Genomic DNA, 16338 nt, shown 5'->3' with positions numbered 1-16338 from the left:
TTATCTGTTTAACTGCTAATTATTCGAGAATTTTTGGGGCGAGCCAGGCACCGCCCCTCCGATACCGCTCCCTACACAATAACTCTATGGACTTCTTCACGAATGACATCATCATGTATTTTCTTCAAATCAGCTGCTGATGCATGGTGGTCGCTTAGCCATACTTTATGATTGGATATCAGTCTCTCGGTAAAGTTACGGGCCCACCGGGCATTTGCCTTTTCAGTGATTGGTAATTTGGCGTAAACTTCTTTTACAACAGATCTTAATAAAGGAACGTTTACTTCCCAATTTTTTGTCATAGTTTTCTCCACAATTGTGGCAATTTCATCCGGGCTATAGTCAGGGAATGTAATTTTCAGCGGAATACGGGACCGCAAACCGGGGTTGGCCCCTAAAAACTGTTCCATTTCGTCCGTATACCCTGCTAAAATAACGATAAATTTATCCCGGTAGTTTTCTAAATACGTTAATAACGTTTCTACCGCCTGTTTGCCGAAATCATTGCTTGCCTGGCTGGTCAGCTGATAGGCTTCATCAATGAATAAGACGCCGCCCAGCGACTGCTCCAGCACTTCTTTTGTCTGTTTCTCTGTATGTCCGACATAGCCTCCGACCAAATCAGAACGATCAACGGTTTTTACATTCGGTGTGGGCAAAACATCTAAATAATAGAATAGTTCAGCAATGATGTTGGCTACCGTTGTCTTTCCCGTTCCGGGGTTTCCGGCGAAAATCATATGATACGAAGGTTTTTCAGTGCCGCCCCCATCTTCAGCCAGCAAACGGTCTATTTTCACTTGTTTAATCAGTCGATGAACATATTCCTTTACATCCGTCAATCCGATTAAGCTGTCTAATTGATACAGCAAGTCTTGTATCTTCTCGTCTTTATCCAATTGCTGATTTCCCGTCAATACATCGAAATCTTCATCCAGTATGGTTTGTGTATCATCTGATCCTGTTTCGATGACACGGTTCGCCATCGACTGTATAAGCTTTTCGTTGATGTTTCTGACCCACCGGGCATTACTCTGATCAACGCTGTATGAATACAACCGTTGAATGACCTGCTTATATTTTTGCTCATCAACAATATAATCTTCATTCGTAATGTTCATATAGCCGATTTCGGCAATTTCTTCCGGTGAATAATCATCGAAATAGAACTTATTTGGAATCCGCGATTCCAGCCCGCTGTTCATCTTTAAAAACTTGTTCATGTCGTCTGTATAGCCCGCAAAAATAATCATCGTGTCCTCGCGATGATCTTCCATAAAAGTTAAAATCGTATCAATGGCCTCTTTGCCAAAGTCATTCTCGGAATCACTGTTCAAGGCATAAGCTTCATCAATAAATAAAATGCCGCCTCTGCTTCTTTCTAAAATTTCTTGGGTTTTGGTTGCGGTTGTACCGATATATTCACCGACCAAGTCTTTTCGTGTCACTTCGATAAAATGATCTGTGCCAATGACACCCGTTTCGTAGAGGACACGGCCCAAGATCCGTGCAACAGTCGTTTTTCCTGTACCGGGATTTCCCATAAACAGGGAATGCAATGTCAATGATGTTGTTTTAAACCCTTGTTCTTTTCTCGATTGATTAAACTTGACTGTGTTGATAAACTTCATCACTTGCTCTTTCAGACTATGAAGCCCGTATAAATCTTGTAATTCTTCCAAACCCGGCTTTGACTCGCCGCTATGCTGGGGCTCAGTTTCTTCGATTGTATCCGCTGGGTACTCCGTCAAATATGGGTCTGCATAATTTGGCTGCGCAGCCTGAACCGCACCTAATGCGACATTTTCCGTTTCTTGTTCTGCTTCTTCGCCGTCAGTATAAACGACGACTTTGTCCTTATCACCGGCAATATCGACCGTGCTTTGTTTATCATGGTGTGCAACTATTTGCAGATATTCGCCTACTGTTGTTTCCTTGATCGTCAAAGTAGATTGGTCGACAGAAAAAGTCACAATACTTTCGTCAACATTCACAGAGTGAAAATTTGCCCGTGAACCCTTTTCCATATAAATATTATAAAGTGAACCCACACCTGGGAAGTCAGTCATACCTGTTCCGTTGACCATCCCATTATCCGAAAGAGTAATTGCTACGCGGATCTGTGTTTGATGTAATTGAATGGAAGATTGATAGGCACAAAGTGAATCTACAATCGAATAGCGGATCTCCGCTTCCGATTGTTCTGAAAGATGCACACCGCTATCCCTTTCTTCAGAAAAATACACTTCAGACGCATGCATATTCAGTTTCGATTGTTCACACCATATCGCCGGATAATCTCCGGACAGTTCGCCATGAATGATCACTTTATCCAAATTGACTGTCGACCGCCCTTTAATATTGAGCGCATTCCGGTTATGGGGTGCGTGGAGCGTGACATTTGATAAGGATAGCGAAGATTGATTATGAACGACGAAACGGCCAAATAAGACGACGTCACCCGGATTATTCCCAATCCCTTTGATTTCTACATTTTTCACATTAAAACCTTCAATAAAATGGTATTCTCCCGGATATAGAAAAATAACATCCCCCGGTTTGCTTGCGTTAAGAGCGTCCTCTAACTTCTTTCTTCTGCCTTTTCCGACTTTCCAAATACTTCTCATCAATGATGCACCTACTTACTTAAATTTTTAACGTCATTTATCGCAATGATTAATCCTAAAATTCCGATAATAAAAGTATAATGCCATATCATAATATAGATGATGAGTTTGACCACAAGAACAAAGACAGCGGCAAAAATATTTGATGAGTCCGGATTTGTCTTATAAGATGGGTATAAAATTGCCCGAATGAATGAGAAGGAAGGATAAAAGAAATTCGCTAACTTTCCCATAAGCATAGCGGAAAACGGAAACAGTATCAGATTGACAATATTCACAAAAAACGGAAGGTAAAATGTTGGACTTATAAATTGATATATGAGAAACGCAACAATATATGTAAAGGCCCAAAACTTAATAGGCTGTAACCTCATCGTGTTTTTTATCACTGTCTGATACGAAAGATTTCTTCCTGAAACACCTGCTGCCTTTGTCCCGAATAAATGCTCTTTACTTTCCATAACCTCCATTAACCTCTCCTTCTTTTCAACCTCTAAATTATGTTGCATGGACCAACTATAATATACTATTATCATCGGATAAAATGACACGATTTTCAATAGAGAAAGAGTTGATTGTTGTTCTGCCTGTTTTGCTAAGAATATAATTGTCAACCATATGGTGCACACAAAAGGAGAGATTTTATGTCCGGAACTAAACGGGAAAATATAAAACAAGGTATGAAAGTACAAGTTGTACAAAAACAGGACCAGCGCTCCGGAAAGCTGACTGAAGGTGTGGTTAAGGATATACTAACAAACTCAGCCACCCATCATCATGGTATTAAGGTTCGACTTGAAGGCGGTATTGTTGGCAGAGTGAAGGAAATTTTGGAGTAGATATTAAAGAAGTAGGTACTAAGCCCTCATGCTTTATATTTTATTTTAGAAACACGCCAGTATGGACCCGCTTTTTGGAGGGGATCAATAGTATGATTTCGGCGGCGAATACAGTAAAACATGTGTGGTATAATGAAGGGTAAATTTCGAAATGGCAGTGATTAAAATGTTATCGCAACAAGAAATTCTTGAGAAACTTTCAAAAAACTTGAAAATGTGGAAAACACAATACGGGGTCAATCGTATCGCTTTGTTTGGCTCCTATATTCATGAAGAGCAAAAGGAAACGAGTGATATCGATCTGCTGGTCGAATTTGATGAGCAGGCTATGACATTTGATAATTATATGGATTTAAAATTTGATCTTGAAGATCTTTTTCAAAAGCCAGTCGATCTGGTTATTTTGGATGATATTAAGCCGGCGCTTAAACCGAGTATTCTCAGGAGCGCTAAATATGCAGAGGGAGCCTAAAGTCTTTTTAGTCTAATTTATGTTCCCTAAAAAAAGCCACTATTGAATGAACATTTTTATACTTTTGATAAAAAAGAGCTTTAAGGAGGGGCCAATATGTACGGTGAATGGGGATAGCGCATCAGACGTAATTTCCCCAATTTTTTATGGTAATATGGATAAAGCTTAATATGGATCCATTTTTCGGAGGTTTTTATGAAAAAAGTCGCTGTCATACAAGATTTGTCATCTTTTGGTAAATGTTCATTAACAGCTGCCATTCCGGTTCTTTCGGTCATGGGCGTGCAGGCATGTCCTTTGCCGACAGCTATTTTGTCTGCGCAAACTGATTATCCAAGTTTCTTTTATGAGGATTTAACATCTAAAATGCAATACTTCGAAGAGGAATGGAGCAAGCTGAATGTAACTTTTGACGGAATCTATACCGGCTTTGTTACCGGGAGAGAGCAAATTGATAATATTTTCCGCTTTTTAGATAAGTTTTATCATAAAGAAACGCTTTTACTTGTTGATCCCATAATGGGAGATAGAGGTGAGGCCTATAAGCTTTTTACAGATGACATGCTGGTGCGAATGAAAGAGCTTGTGGAGTGTGCGGATGTAATTACACCAAATGTTACGGAGTGCTGTCTATTAACAGGATTATCCTATGAAAAACTACATAATTATACAAATGAAAAGGACTTCCTTAAAGCACTTGAAGAAGTTGGGACTATTATGCAGCAGGAAACGGGTGCTAAGGTTATTATCACTGGTGTGAATCCACCATCAGCAGATACGGATAAGCAGTTTATTGGAAATATGTATTTGGACGGAGACAGGACTTTTTTTAGTGCTACGCCCTATAATGGCAAAAGCTATTCCGGCACCGGTGACTTGTTTGCATCTGTGATGATGGGAAGCATGATGCGTGGAGAGGATCTTAAAAAGTCGATTCAACTTGCAGAAAAGTTCCTGTCAGCAGCAATCAACGATACCAGCTTGGAGCAAACTCCGGAAGTGGCAGGGGTTAACTTCGAAAAATATTTAGGAATGCTACTTTAAATAAAGCGAATCAAATATTTTTTAACATATATTTTTTAACATAGAAGAAAATTGTCCAAGGCCCAGTACCGAAGAAAAATCGTGTTCGCAGGCGTTGGAGAGGGAGTCCAAGGCCCGGTACTGAAGAAACAGCGCGTGCACGGGCGTTGGTGTGCCAGTCTAATGCCCGGTTGCGAAAAAAAACGTCTGCATGGACGTTGAAGAGATTAAAAGGCCTTAGCCCCTTTGAGTAGAGGGCTAAGGCCTTTTAGGATGAAACCGTTCGAAAAAGTGAATCAATTGCTTTCCAATTTCAAACGCGTTGTTAAGCAGTTCGCTCCACGAGCTCAGATTGGACAGGTTTTTTCTCAACCTTCCTTACTTTGCCTACAATGAAAGGTCCGAAAGGTAAATATGAAATCAATTTTATCGTTAACATGGAAGCCGCCAGCGAAACGGCAAACAATAATAATATACTGGCAAAGTAGCTTGAAAACACTCCAGCTAAATGTGGCGCCAAGAGCCGCTGGAATTGCCAGTGCAATAAATAAATTCCAAACGAATAATTGCTGATATGATTGATCATCTTGCTTGCCGGAATTTTTTGTCCCCAAGCAAATATAGCTAAGCAGAATGAAATGACCAAAGGAAACAAATCCATTCTTCTGGAATGAGTCCCTGTTACAAGCCCCGAACTATATGAAAAATATAGGAAAGCAGCGGAAAGAGCAAAAAGAACTATGGTAAGCCAACGGTATTTCAAAAGTGTTTTTGAAAGTGTCATGTAATATTTCCCTATCAGATATGCAACGGTAAAATAGCCAAACCATGCAAGAAAAGGGAGTCTCAGTACATGTGAATAGCTATCAAGCTTAATTAGTCCCTCTTTGATTATCAATAAATAACCGAACATTAACATTAAGCTTAGCGGTAACATCCATTTCATTGACAATTTTAATTTGGTAACCAAATAATGAAGAACGTAAAACTGAAAAATGACGAGAATGAACCACCCGACAAAATTTCCGGTCAGTATGTTTTCTGTAATTTTTTCCTCAATCACTACATTGTTGTTCAAATAGTGGGTCACAAGCGCATCGACTACAGCAAAAAATAAAAAAGGTATCAATATATAGTTCACTCGTTTTACCCAGAAATTGTTCGGAAGACGATCTGGATAACGATTTGCTAAAATCACAATAGACAAAACGATAAAAGCTGGCGTTGCCATGCACAAAAATATCCTGCCATAGTAATAAAGATCAACCTGTGGATGGTCAATAACTTTGGACATCTGCGTTGTACTATGAAGAAACACTATGCTTAAACAGGCTAACGCCCGCAATAAATTCCATTCCTTGATCATATGGCACCTCCATAATTTTGGATAGTACCATAATATAAATCACCCTTGCACCAACTTCAATATGGGGGTTTTGGCAGCGGTGGAATTATATTGAAGGCAATGAATAATAGGGAAGAAGAGATATTTTCCAATAGAAGTGCCTGACGCCAATGATTAATCGGCTGTTTCGGAATCAATGGTGAAAACAGTTATTACATTTTATGCCTGTCTAAGGAATCCAAAACTGAGACGGCCTGTGTAAGGTTCATCAAGAAAATGTGAGCCAAGTTCATGGAAAAATCATTTCTAACTACAACGCGCATAATCGTTATGTTTTCCATATCTGGTGGTAAAGGATAAGCAGGGACTTGCCAGCCAAATGCACGCAATTGACGAGACAAGTCGTAAAGATTCCAGTTTGATGTGTATTCTTCTTTTAGCCGCCATGAAAATACCGGAAGATCCGAACCGTCTGTGAATAACTCAAAAGGTCCCATTTCGCTAATCGCCTTGCTAAGGAACTTTGCTACTGATTGGGAAGATTTTTGTACCTTATAGTATCCGTCTTTACCTAAACGGAGAAAGTTGTAGTATTGCAAGAGGACTTGTGCGCTGGGACGGGAGAAACTTAAGGAGAATGTTGGTATGTTCCCGCCTAAATAGGATACTTGAAAAATGAGATCCTCGGGAAGGTCTTCGGCCTCACGCCAAATGATCCATCCAAGCCCCGGGTACACTAATCCAAATTTGTGTCCGGAAACATTGATGGATTTCACTCTGGCCAACTGAAAATCCCAGACTAAGTCCGGCTGGAGGAATGGTGCTACAAAGCCCCCCGATGCTGCGTCTACATGTATTGGAATATCGAGTCCTGTTCTTTCCTGAAGCTCGTCTAAGGCTTTTGCAATTTTTTCGATTGGTTCGTAAAGTCCTGTATAAGTCACCCCAAGAGTTGTTACAACACCGATTGTATTTTCGTCTGCTAAAGCGAGTACACCCTTGTAATCAAGACTAGGATGATCCGGGGTAATGTTTACATAACGCGGTTCAACTTCCCAATAGTTGGCAAACTTTTTCCAAACGACATGTACAGCGGAACTTAATATAATATTTGGGCGGTCTGTTGGCTTCCCCTGTTTCTTGCGCGCATGTTGCCAACGCCTCTTTAAAGCAAGCCCGCCGAGCATACATGCTTCCGACGATCCTGTTGTTGAAGCGCCCATCGTATGATGTGGGCGGGGTGCATGCCAAAGATCGGCTAAAATGCGTATACACCGTTCTTCTATCGCCGCTGTCTGAGGATATTCCTCCTTATTAATCAAATTTTTGTTGGCTAATTCTACGTAAAAGCGATCAGCGGTTGGCTCCATCCAGGTAGTAACAAATGTAGCAAGATTGAGCAGGGGATTGCCATCCAGAGCCATTTCATCGCGGATTATTTTGTATACGTTTTCATTTGATGCGCCTTGAGCAGGCATACGCAAGTGCTGAACAGACTCTTCTCCTTTGCGAACGAATAGAGGATTTGCTGAAAATTCGTGCGGCCACATCAAATGTTTGCGGTGAGTGAACCAATCCGATCTCCCATTTCTTGCCGGTTTGGGAAAATTGTAATAATACTTATACCAATTAGACGGGTAAGAATTAAAAGGGCTGAAATATGGCCGATACCATTTATAATAACTATACATCAAGGCCCTCCTTATTTAACAACAATTTGTTAATAAGTATGAGGAACATCCTTAAACTAGAAGCGTCAACCTGCAGCATGAAAGGCGGATAAAAAGCTACTTAGGGTTCTTTTAGTTAAAAATGGCTTGAACATCGACTTCAAAGCCTTCGATGATTCTTGACTTTACAATTCCCTCTTTTTCATTTTCAACCAGGCAGTACTGGTCGTTTTCATCCAAAGTATAGACCATAATATTGTCCAATATGGGATTCACAATCCAATATTCTTTCACCTTGTTTTTCTGGTAGAGATTTGTTTTAAAAATCAGGTCATAAGATTGGTTAGAGGGGCTGACGATTTCGATGATCAAGTCGGGAGTCCCGATGTATCTCTGGTCCGTGAATCCGCTTTGATCGCAAATGACGGACAGGTCGGGGATAATGACAGTCGGCTGCTCATCTTTTTCGCCGCCGGCCAGTTCAATGTCATAAGGTGCCGTCAACACTTCGCATCCCGTGCCGTCCAAAAGACTGAATAGCTTTGCGGACAGTTTTACGGAAATCCTTTGGTGCCTTGTTCTTGGAGGAGGGGACATATACACGACTCCGTCCACATATTCTAGCCGTTCGTCCGAATCTTTCCTCATTTCTTCGTATTCCATAAAAGAAATCAAGCGATCTCCCGGTACTTTCAATTCAATCACCGTCCACCATCTCATTTATTACTTATTATATGGCAAATTCGGCCATTAATAAATGGAACCGTTTTGTCAAGACAGAAAACAGCTGTTTGGAATGCAACCGAAACTTATAGGCGAAAAAAACAGTTGTTATATAAACTGAACTAAACATTGTTACCATTCTTATTAGGAATAAATCGGCTGACAACCTGTTTCGATGAAAAAGCGCCTGCGCGGTCATTGGCGGGCTGATCCGATTAAATGATTATGTAATAAATTTCAAATTCATTTATATATTGGGGTGTTCGGTGTTGAAAATGGATTTGTAACTTGTCCTTGCGGCAGTGGCAAAAAGTATAAGTAATGGTATGGTATGAATTGATTTGGAAACAAAAAAACTCTGCGACGACAACAAAACAGGAAGGGGGATCCCCCTTCCTGTTTTGTTGTCCGCTCATCTTATTTTTTCAATTTAACAGTACTGGAGTCGGAATGACAGGATTTGAACCTGCGACCTCTTGGTCCCGAACCAAGCGCTCTACCAAGCTGAGCCACATTCCGGAATGCCGTGAGTGGGAGTCGAACCCACACGCCCTCGCGGACACTAGAACCTGAATCTAGCGCGTCTGCCTTTCCGCCACCACGGCAAAAAATCTAGGTTTATTATAACATATTCTCTGAATAAAAATATGACATTTTTTTAAAAGATATAATTTCCAGCAACCTAACAGATCATAGTATTTTTAAGGTGAATATCTAGTTTATCAGGAATGTATTTCCAATAACTGGGATTAAAATACATAAATTTATAATCATTTTCTTTCGCCCACTCATGTAGTTCCTATTTTTTCTCTTGCTGTTCGTGTTGAATATGTTTCTAAAAAAGAAAATTAGGTGGGGTACAGTTTTGACCGCCGCCCACCTTTATTGATAATTGCATAAAGCGAATTTTTTATAGAACAACTTTTACATGAACATCTTGGCTATCTTTTTTATTCTTTCACTGTGTTTTAAAATATCAGTTACTCTATCAATAGGAACTCTCTCTTTACCTTCATCGTTAAACTCTATGTATTTTTTGGATGTTTCTAAATATAATCGTACAATCCATTTTCTAATGTTGTCATCTAACAGTACGTTAAAATAACTTTGATTATCCCGATAGTAGACTCGGTCTGAATCCAGTATATCGGTTAAAATTGCTTTTAAAATAGCATATCCCTGTATTTCCTCTTCAGTTGTTACAACCAAAGGTTCAATGGATTGTTCAACTTCAATCTCAGCATCAATACTAGCTGCAATTTCCCGGCGATCTTCTTCAGCTGTTGTTTTCAAGGCCGCATTCAATTTATCATTTACGAGGTCATTGATAAATTGTTTAAAGCCCTTCTTTACTATTGGCTCGAACTTTTCTATCGTATTTTTCGTTCTTATTCCATCATAAATTTGACCCACTAAAAATTTAACAAACTCTTCTGATGGTATTTCCCATTGATCATTTAAGAATGTTTTAATTTTGTTTAAATATTTCAATTCAGAAGCGGTATTAAAGATCTTGTCTAAATCAAAACTATCCTTTCGGAATTTACCCAATTCCTGTATGGAGCTATCTCTTAAATCAAGCAGATTAAATTCAAAAAATGGAGAGGTATCCATCTTGTTTTTTTCTTCCAGATCTGTGTAAAAACGATAAATGACCCCATTTGTTAAGATTGCAAATTTAGCAGTTGTAGTCCCGAAATATCGGAATAGCTGGGAATCATGTTTCTCTAATACTTCATTGACGGATTTGGCCTCTATTAATATCACTGGGAATCCCTCGTTCATAATTGCATAGTCAACCTTCTCTCCTTTTTTGATTCCGACATCAGCAATAAATTCAGGAGTAAATTCAGCAGGATTGAAAATGTCATAACCCAGCAATTGAAAGAAGGGCATCACGAGTGATGTTTTTGTTGCTTCTTCTGTCATGATATTGTCTTTAATAGAGGCTACTCTTTTTGATAAACTTTTTATTTGTTCTTGAAAATCAACCATTGGACTACTCCCCCTTACAGATTATTTATTAAATTTTTTCTTTTGGAGATACGACTTTAAGTGGCGTTCAAGAAAATTTGTTCTTTAAACATCGCTAATCTTTATCACTTTGAATAATCTCCCACATTTTCCGAAGTTTACGTAGATCTTCCTCTGCGGATTTTGGTAATTCTTTGTGCCAGCGTTCTAATTCTGGGTCAGTTATAAAGCTTTGAAAGTCTTTCTTCTCCTTTTTTAACTCCTTTTCGTCACTTAAAAGATGATCTACTTTCACCCCTAATACCCGGGCAATGTCTTTTAATACATCTGGCTCAAATCTCTTTTGGTATCCTGTTTCAATTTTATTCATTTTGCTTTGGGATATATTGATAAAATTTGCTAGCTCCATCTGCTCTATTCCTCTTTTTTTCCTTAGTTCCCTTATCCTATTTCCTACATCCATATCGGGTCCTCCAAAATGCCTATATAAAAACATTTTATAATTTCTAAAATAGAAAGCAATGGTATATTCCAAAAAAGAATATCAATAAATGTTAATTTTCAAAAAAGGTGTTTGTTTAATGAAATTATTCCTAATTAGAATACGTTTGTGTTACATGATAGTAATCAACTAAGTTTTGTAAACTTTTATTGTTAAACGTGGCCCCGAAGCTAGAGATGAAATGTTTTGAGTTAGGAAGGCAAACGTATTGAAGAGTAAAACGTGTAAAAGGTGAAATAATAAAAATGTACGGGAAGTGCATTTACAAGGTTAACTCAACCACAAAACAACCTGGAATCCTTTTGAATTGCCAAACATTGCTTTGTGCGAATCCCGTATGAAAAAATTGAACGATTTTGTTAATGAAGGGATTATTTGGGGTAAGAAACAAAAGATCATGATGCTATCAAATTAAGTGTGTTATTTTTCTGAAATAACTTTATTTCTTGTCAGCGCTGTCATCTGTGATATACTTGTTTGGTATTATTATTCTAACAAAGTTTTGGAGGGAATAGGATGTCTGCTATAGACAAAGAAAAAATTGTATCCAGTGTTCCCCAAAAAGGATTTTTTGGACACCCTAAAGGTCTTTTTACTCTATTCTTTACGGAATTTTGGGAGCGCTTCTCATATTATGGAATGAGGGCCATTCTGCTTTTTTATATGTACTATGAAGTATCAAAAGGCGGTTTGGGCATTGATGAACGAACTGCTCTTTCGATTATGTCCATATACGGCTCACTTGTATATATGTCGGGAATCATAGGGGGATGGTTGGCTGACCGCATCTTTGGGACTTCGCGGGCTGTCTTTTATGGCGGAGTCTTCATTATGTTAGGCCATATCGCTCTGGCTATGCCTGGAGGCCTGGCGATGTTCTTTGTTTCCATGGTCCTGATTGTCATCGGTACCGGTTTACTGAAGCCTAATGTATCCTCCATGGTCGGCGATATTTATAGTGAAAAGGATGATCGCCGTGATGCCGGGTTCAGTATTTTTTACATGGGGATTAACCTGGGAGGCTTCATATCCCCGCTTATTGTCGGATCCAGATCCGTCATGGAGTATAGTTTCCATTTGGGATTCGCTTTCGCTGCGATTGGAATGTTCTTTGGGCTTTTAGTTTTCCTCTTTACAAAAAAGAAAAATTTGGGACTTGCAGGTACTTACATTGCCAATCCTTTATCTCCAGCTGAGAAGAAAAAAGTCTCTCTGGTGATCGCAGGGGCTGCTGTTCTATTGGGAATTGTTTTAGCTGTCACAATTCCAGCGGGCTTGCTTACGATACAATCATTTATTGCTATAGTGGGAATTTTAGGGTTTATCATTCCAACTATTTACTTTATTGTTATGTATCGCAGTCCAAAAACAAACGAGGTGGAACGTTCCCGCGTTCTGGCTTATATTCCGTTATTTCTTGCTGCTGTCATGTTTTGGTCCATTCAAGAACAAGGGTCAACAATACTTGCCAACTTTGCAGATAAACGGACACAATTGGACGTTGCAGGGATCCATCTATCTCCTGCATGGTTTCAGTCATTGAATCCATTATTCATCATCCTGTTGGCGCCGGTATTTGCCTGGATATGGATGAAATTAGGAAAACGCCAGCCATCTGTCCCACATAAGTTCTCTTTGGGATTATTATTTGCGGGCCTTTCCTTCCTTGTCATTTTATTGCCGGCATATTTCGGAGGTGCAAATTCATTGGTACATCCGATCTGGCTCGTACTTAGTTACCTGGTCGTGGTGATCGGTGAATTATGCTTATCGCCTGTCGGGTTATCAGCGACGACGAAATTGGCGCCCGCCGCATTCTCGGCCCAAACGATGAGCCTATGGTTTCTATCCAATGCGGCCGCTCAAGGGTTGAACGCACAGATTGTGAAATTTTACCGGCCTGAAACAGAAATGCTGTATTTTGGAATCATTGGTTTGAGTGCCATATTACTGGGGATTATTCTATTTTTCGTTACCCCTTTGATTCAAAAACAGATGAAAGGTGTACGTTAAAGTTGTTGCTTTTAGCGACCGGCAAGCGGACGTAAAGGAAACCCGGAAAATAATGGATCAAAAAATAAGGGCGCTCCCGGCGAAAAAGGAAGCTCTCCGTCAAAAAATAAAAGTGAAATATCGATTGGGATTTTATCCTGGCTTTTAAACTAAACTATATGAAGGAAGGGCACTCCCTTCCTTTGACGGTTTAGTTTTTTTGTTTTTTCTACTCGATATCTGCGAATTTTTCGGCTTTCTTCTCCAAAATAGGACCAATTTGTAATAATATGAAAATATGATTGAACAAAGAGAAAGGACGAAAAAAATGAAAGTAAGTGTTTTAGGCGGAGGAAGCGAAGTCGGAGCCTCCTGTTTACATATTCAAATTGGAAATACAAATTTATTGATTGATGCGGGGATGAGGATGCATGGAGACGACTTGCTGCCGGCACTTGGGATGCTTGACGGGCTGGGGATTCCCGACTGCATTCTTGTTACACATGCGCATGCTGATCATATCGGAGCGCTGCCCATTGTCCATTCGCTGTACCCGTCTGTGCCGGTTTATGCAACGCCGCCGACCATCGATTTAATGAAAGTAATGATGAAAGATGCATTTAAAATTATGGAACAGCGCTCAAAAGCAACGGACAGTCTGTCTGCTTACACAGATGATCAAGTGAATCGCTTACTTCAGTCATTGCTTCATTTTCCGGCAAGCGGCATATTAAGAATTGGTGATGTGACGATCAAGAGTTACAGGGCCGGGCATATTTTGGGTGCCGTCATGTTTTTGATCGAAGGCGGCGGGGAAAGCCTTCTGGTGACCGGTGATTTGAGTTTTAAGGCAGGCCGGACAATCCCCGGTGCTGTTGTGCCGCATGATGTAAGCCCGGACGTAGTCATCATGGAATCGACTTACGGAAACCGGGTGCATACCGATCGCAACACAGAAGAGCGGCGCCTTTCCGAACATGTCGCTGAAGTGATTTCCGGCGGGGGATTTGCCCTCATTCCTGCTTTTGCGCTTGGGCGGGCACAGGAGGTGCTCCTCACATTGCAGGATTATATGGATAAGGGGCTGATTCCCGAATTTCCAATTTATGTAGACGGCCTGGTGACGCCGATCAGCAGGATTTACAAAAGCTATCCCCATTATTTGAAAGGTCCTGTGGCACACCGAATCCGGCGCAATGGAGATGCATTTTTGACAGAAGGCAGATGCAAAGCGGTAGAGCCGAAAGAACGCGAAACCCTTTTACAAGGAAAGCCTGCCTGCATTGTTGCATCATCCGGAATGTTAACGGGCGGCGCAAGCTCATGGTATGCGGAACGGCTCGTTTCCGGAGAAAAAAATGCCATCTTTATTACAGGCTACCAAGACGAGGAAAGTCCCGGAAAAAAACTGCTTGATCTGGCTGACGGTCTTGAACAGACGCTTGAGCTGAATGGGACAAGTTATGAGGTAAAATGCCACGTCGGCAAGTACGGATTATCCGCACATGCCGACGCCAATGAAATGAACCGGTTTATTCAGTCGCTGAAGCCCACTTACACGTTATTGGTGCATGGGGATGATGAAGCAAGGAGCCGGCTTGGCGAGCTCCTTGATCCAAGGTTCAATCCCGTTCTTGCGGAAAATGGAGAAACCTATCCTTTTGAAAAACGGGCTTCGGGAAGAGGAATCAAAGGCAAACGCTATCAAACTTCGGATGGAAACAACTTTCTGAAAGAGAAAATAGGCAACCTTCTGCTTTACTATTCTGATGATGGCCAGACAATGAAGCCGGCAATCTGCACGGGCATCCACCTGAAGACGAATGCACTTATCTGCCAGACCTTGAAAGGGAAACCAGTCAGATTGCAGTACAGCCAAGTGGCCGAATTTGTCGGACCATGGAACGGGGCCGTTGATGAATTGACAGATGCAGTCAATGAAGTGTTCAATTTTTCCCGCCCAATTCTTGAAAAGTTGGATTGGGGGAAACTTCCTGAAGGGGAACTGTCAATCGAGACGATCTTTGATGTCATTGAACCATCCGATATCAGGGAGAAGCTGGTCATCGTATTGGCAATGCAGAGCTTACCGCCGGAGTATAGAAGAAAGCAGGATAGAGGACAGGCTTTTTATATAATTGATGACCGGATGAGGACCAATCTGGAAAAGTTCGACCTGCCGATCGAAGCGATCAAAATGAATCCGACAGCTGCCATGGAAAAAGCAAGGGACTTGCTGGCGCAACATCCTCGATTTGTACGTTGTGGTGTCAATGATTTAGGAACTGAAACAGAGCGGTTGACCATCTACTTCGATTTTCCGGATGCCGTAAAAGACAGCGAAAGAAAGCAATTGACAGATATGCTTAAAAAGGAAACCGGATGGGACGTTTCTTTTTCCGACTCTGTCCGACAGGATCTTCTACAGAAATATATATCGGATATATTCGGTTCTGATGCCGGAACTCCCTCCATCCATTTGCATGAAAGAACTGTTTCCTTGCCTGCGGAAAAAACCGCCGGTTCTGAACAGCTTATTGCTCGGTTTAAAGAAACCACCGGATTCCAACTAAGGTTCAAAGGTGAGGCTGAGCATACATCCGAAACCGGGAAGGAACATATTTTTCAAGTGGAAAGCAGTGGGAACAGGATGGAAAACAACGAGGCGATTGCCGAGACAAAGCGCTGGGCTGAAGACAGGGGACTGACCATCTATAAAGTCGGCATCAAACAGGAGGTTGTTGAAGTCCATTTCATTTCACCCGAAATTGCCAGACGGCACGAAGCAGAATTGGAAGAACTGTCCTGGCGCATCGGCAGGCCGGTCACGTACAATAAAAATCCTAAACAAAACGAAATCATCCGTATCACCCTTGAATCTCTTCCTTCGGATTGGGAACCAAAGAAAAATCCATCTATTTTAATAGACCGTAAAACAGTATCGGTCAAAGTGGCGGAACTGCCCAATGAAGAAGAAAAAAAGCGAATCAGTGATAAGATAGAAAGAGAGACTGGATATGCGTTGGAAGTAAACCGCTAGGAAAGAATGGGGAGAAGGATCCTTCAATCCTTTTCCCCATTATAGTTAAAGAAAGCATAAAATTTTTCAGCTTTAAAATTTTGAACAAAGCCTTTTGTTGTCTAGCTCCAGCGCCTATCGACTAGCAGACT

Annotated in this window: 12 protein-coding genes, 2 tRNA genes and 1 pseudogene; 6 read left to right on the top strand and 9 right to left on the bottom strand. The window is 40.8% G+C overall.

From position 1 onward, the window contains the following. Nucleotides 1-71: 71 nt before the first annotated feature. Nucleotides 72-2627 carry an AAA family ATPase gene (locus tag FS666_RS04915; RefSeq protein WP_144460882.1) on the bottom strand — a complete coding sequence of 852 codons (2556 nt, stop codon included), beginning with the start codon at nt 2625-2627 and terminating at the stop codon, nt 72-74. Between the two features lie 11 nt (nt 2628-2638). Further along, entirely contained in the window at nt 2639-3097 is a 459-nt protein-coding gene (locus tag FS666_RS04910) for a hypothetical protein (RefSeq protein WP_144460881.1), read from the bottom strand. A 174-nt stretch (nt 3098-3271) separates the two neighbouring features. On the opposite strand from FS666_RS04910, the gene FS666_RS04905 reads away from it, so the two are divergent. The 3 genes from FS666_RS04905 to FS666_RS04895 all read left to right on the top strand — a co-directional run bounded on the left by FS666_RS04905 (nt 3272) and on the right by FS666_RS04895 (nt 4982). Further along, nucleotides 3272-3466: a YwbE family protein gene (locus FS666_RS04905; RefSeq protein ID WP_120075589.1), complete on the top strand. Its 195-nt coding sequence runs from the start codon at nt 3272-3274 to the stop codon at nt 3464-3466. Between the two features lie 151 nt (nt 3467-3617). Further along, a complete protein-coding gene (locus FS666_RS04900; RefSeq protein WP_144460880.1) occupies nt 3618-3938 on the top strand; it encodes a nucleotidyltransferase family protein in 321 nt (106 codons plus the stop codon). 195 nt (nt 3939-4133) lie between these two features. Then, nucleotides 4134-4982 (top strand): pyridoxamine kinase, encoded by an 849-nt coding sequence (locus FS666_RS04895; RefSeq protein ID WP_120075586.1) that lies wholly within the window; start codon nt 4134-4136, stop codon nt 4980-4982. Between the two features lie 304 nt (nt 4983-5286). On the opposite strand, the gene FS666_RS04890 is transcribed toward FS666_RS04895, so the two are convergent. The 3 genes and pseudogenes from FS666_RS04890 to FS666_RS04880 form a co-directional block, all read right to left on the bottom strand. Further along, nucleotides 5287-6327: an acyltransferase family protein gene (locus tag FS666_RS04890; protein ID WP_120075952.1), complete on the bottom strand. Its 1041-nt coding sequence runs from the start codon at nt 6325-6327 to the stop codon at nt 5287-5289. A gap of 172 nt (nt 6328-6499) precedes the next feature. Next, a pseudogene (gene gad / locus FS666_RS04885) lies at nt 6500-7856 on the bottom strand (glutamate decarboxylase). A 252-nt stretch (nt 7857-8108) separates the two neighbouring features. Next, nucleotides 8109-8681 carry a Uma2 family endonuclease gene (locus tag FS666_RS04880; RefSeq protein ID WP_306463594.1) on the bottom strand — a complete coding sequence of 191 codons (573 nt, stop codon included), beginning with the start codon at nt 8679-8681 and terminating at the stop codon, nt 8109-8111. Between the two features lie 277 nt (nt 8682-8958). On the opposite strand from FS666_RS04880, the gene FS666_RS20615 reads away from it, so the two are divergent. Beyond that, on the top strand, nt 8959-9021 hold the full coding sequence (locus tag FS666_RS20615) for an SEC-C metal-binding domain-containing protein (RefSeq protein WP_368730950.1): 63 nt from the start codon (nt 8959-8961) through the stop codon (nt 9019-9021). A gap of 123 nt (nt 9022-9144) precedes the next feature. On the opposite strand, the gene FS666_RS04870 is transcribed toward FS666_RS20615, so the two are convergent. The 4 genes from FS666_RS04870 to FS666_RS04855 form a co-directional block, all read right to left on the bottom strand. Beyond that, nucleotides 9145-9218 (bottom strand) — tRNA-Pro (locus FS666_RS04870). A 3-nt stretch (nt 9219-9221) separates the two neighbouring features. Beyond that, nucleotides 9222-9304: transfer RNA gene (locus tag FS666_RS04865), tRNA-Leu, on the bottom strand. Nucleotides 9305-9623: 319 nt separating this feature from the next. Next, nucleotides 9624-10694 (bottom strand): type I restriction endonuclease, encoded by a 1071-nt coding sequence (locus FS666_RS04860; RefSeq protein WP_144460878.1) that lies wholly within the window; start codon nt 10692-10694, stop codon nt 9624-9626. 94 nt (nt 10695-10788) lie between these two features. After that, a complete protein-coding gene (locus tag FS666_RS04855) occupies nt 10789-11136 on the bottom strand; it encodes a helix-turn-helix domain-containing protein (protein ID WP_164876419.1) in 348 nt (115 codons plus the stop codon). A 555-nt stretch (nt 11137-11691) separates the two neighbouring features. Here FS666_RS04855 and FS666_RS04850 point away from each other — a divergent pair. Together FS666_RS04850 and FS666_RS04845 are read left to right on the top strand one after the other, a co-directional pair. Next, nucleotides 11692-13188 carry a peptide MFS transporter gene (locus FS666_RS04850; protein ID WP_144460876.1) on the top strand — a complete coding sequence of 499 codons (1497 nt, stop codon included), beginning with the start codon at nt 11692-11694 and terminating at the stop codon, nt 13186-13188. A gap of 307 nt (nt 13189-13495) precedes the next feature. Further along, nucleotides 13496-16207: an MBL fold metallo-hydrolase gene (locus FS666_RS04845; RefSeq protein WP_144460875.1), complete on the top strand. Its 2712-nt coding sequence runs from the start codon at nt 13496-13498 to the stop codon at nt 16205-16207. Nucleotides 16208-16338: the final 131 nt, after the last annotated feature.

The sequence above is a fragment of the Siminovitchia fortis genome (assembly GCF_007681465.1).
In the GTDB taxonomy this organism is placed as follows: Bacteria; Bacillota; Bacilli; order Bacillales; family Bacillaceae_C; genus Siminovitchia; species Siminovitchia fortis.
The sequence above is the reverse complement of the archived record's forward strand: the minus strand, read 5'-3'. Positions and strand labels throughout refer to the sequence as shown.

Excerpts from the sequence above, each read along its gene's own strand:
- FS666_RS04855 (WP_164876419.1), bottom strand. The coding sequence starts at position 11,136 with ATGGATGTAGGAAATAGGATAAGGGAACTAAGGAAAAAAAGAGGAATA.
- FS666_RS04915 (WP_144460882.1), bottom strand. The coding sequence starts at position 2,627 with ATGAGAAGTATTTGGAAAGTCGGAAAAGGCAGAAGAAAGAAGTTAGAG.
- FS666_RS04905 (WP_120075589.1), top strand. The coding sequence starts at position 3,272 with ATGTCCGGAACTAAACGGGAAAATATAAAACAAGGTATGAAAGTACAA.
- FS666_RS04890 (WP_120075952.1), bottom strand. The coding sequence starts at position 6,327 with ATGATCAAGGAATGGAATTTATTGCGGGCGTTAGCCTGTTTAAGCATA.
- FS666_RS04900 (WP_144460880.1), top strand. The coding sequence starts at position 3,618 with ATGGCAGTGATTAAAATGTTATCGCAACAAGAAATTCTTGAGAAACTT.
- FS666_RS04845 (WP_144460875.1), top strand. The coding sequence starts at position 13,496 with ATGAAAGTAAGTGTTTTAGGCGGAGGAAGCGAAGTCGGAGCCTCCTGT.
- FS666_RS04860 (WP_144460878.1), bottom strand. The coding sequence starts at position 10,694 with ATGGTTGATTTTCAAGAACAAATAAAAAGTTTATCAAAAAGAGTAGCC.
- FS666_RS04895 (WP_120075586.1), top strand. The coding sequence starts at position 4,134 with ATGAAAAAAGTCGCTGTCATACAAGATTTGTCATCTTTTGGTAAATGT.
- FS666_RS04850 (WP_144460876.1), top strand. The coding sequence starts at position 11,692 with ATGTCTGCTATAGACAAAGAAAAAATTGTATCCAGTGTTCCCCAAAAA.
- FS666_RS04910 (WP_144460881.1), bottom strand. The coding sequence starts at position 3,097 with ATGGAGGTTATGGAAAGTAAAGAGCATTTATTCGGGACAAAGGCAGCA.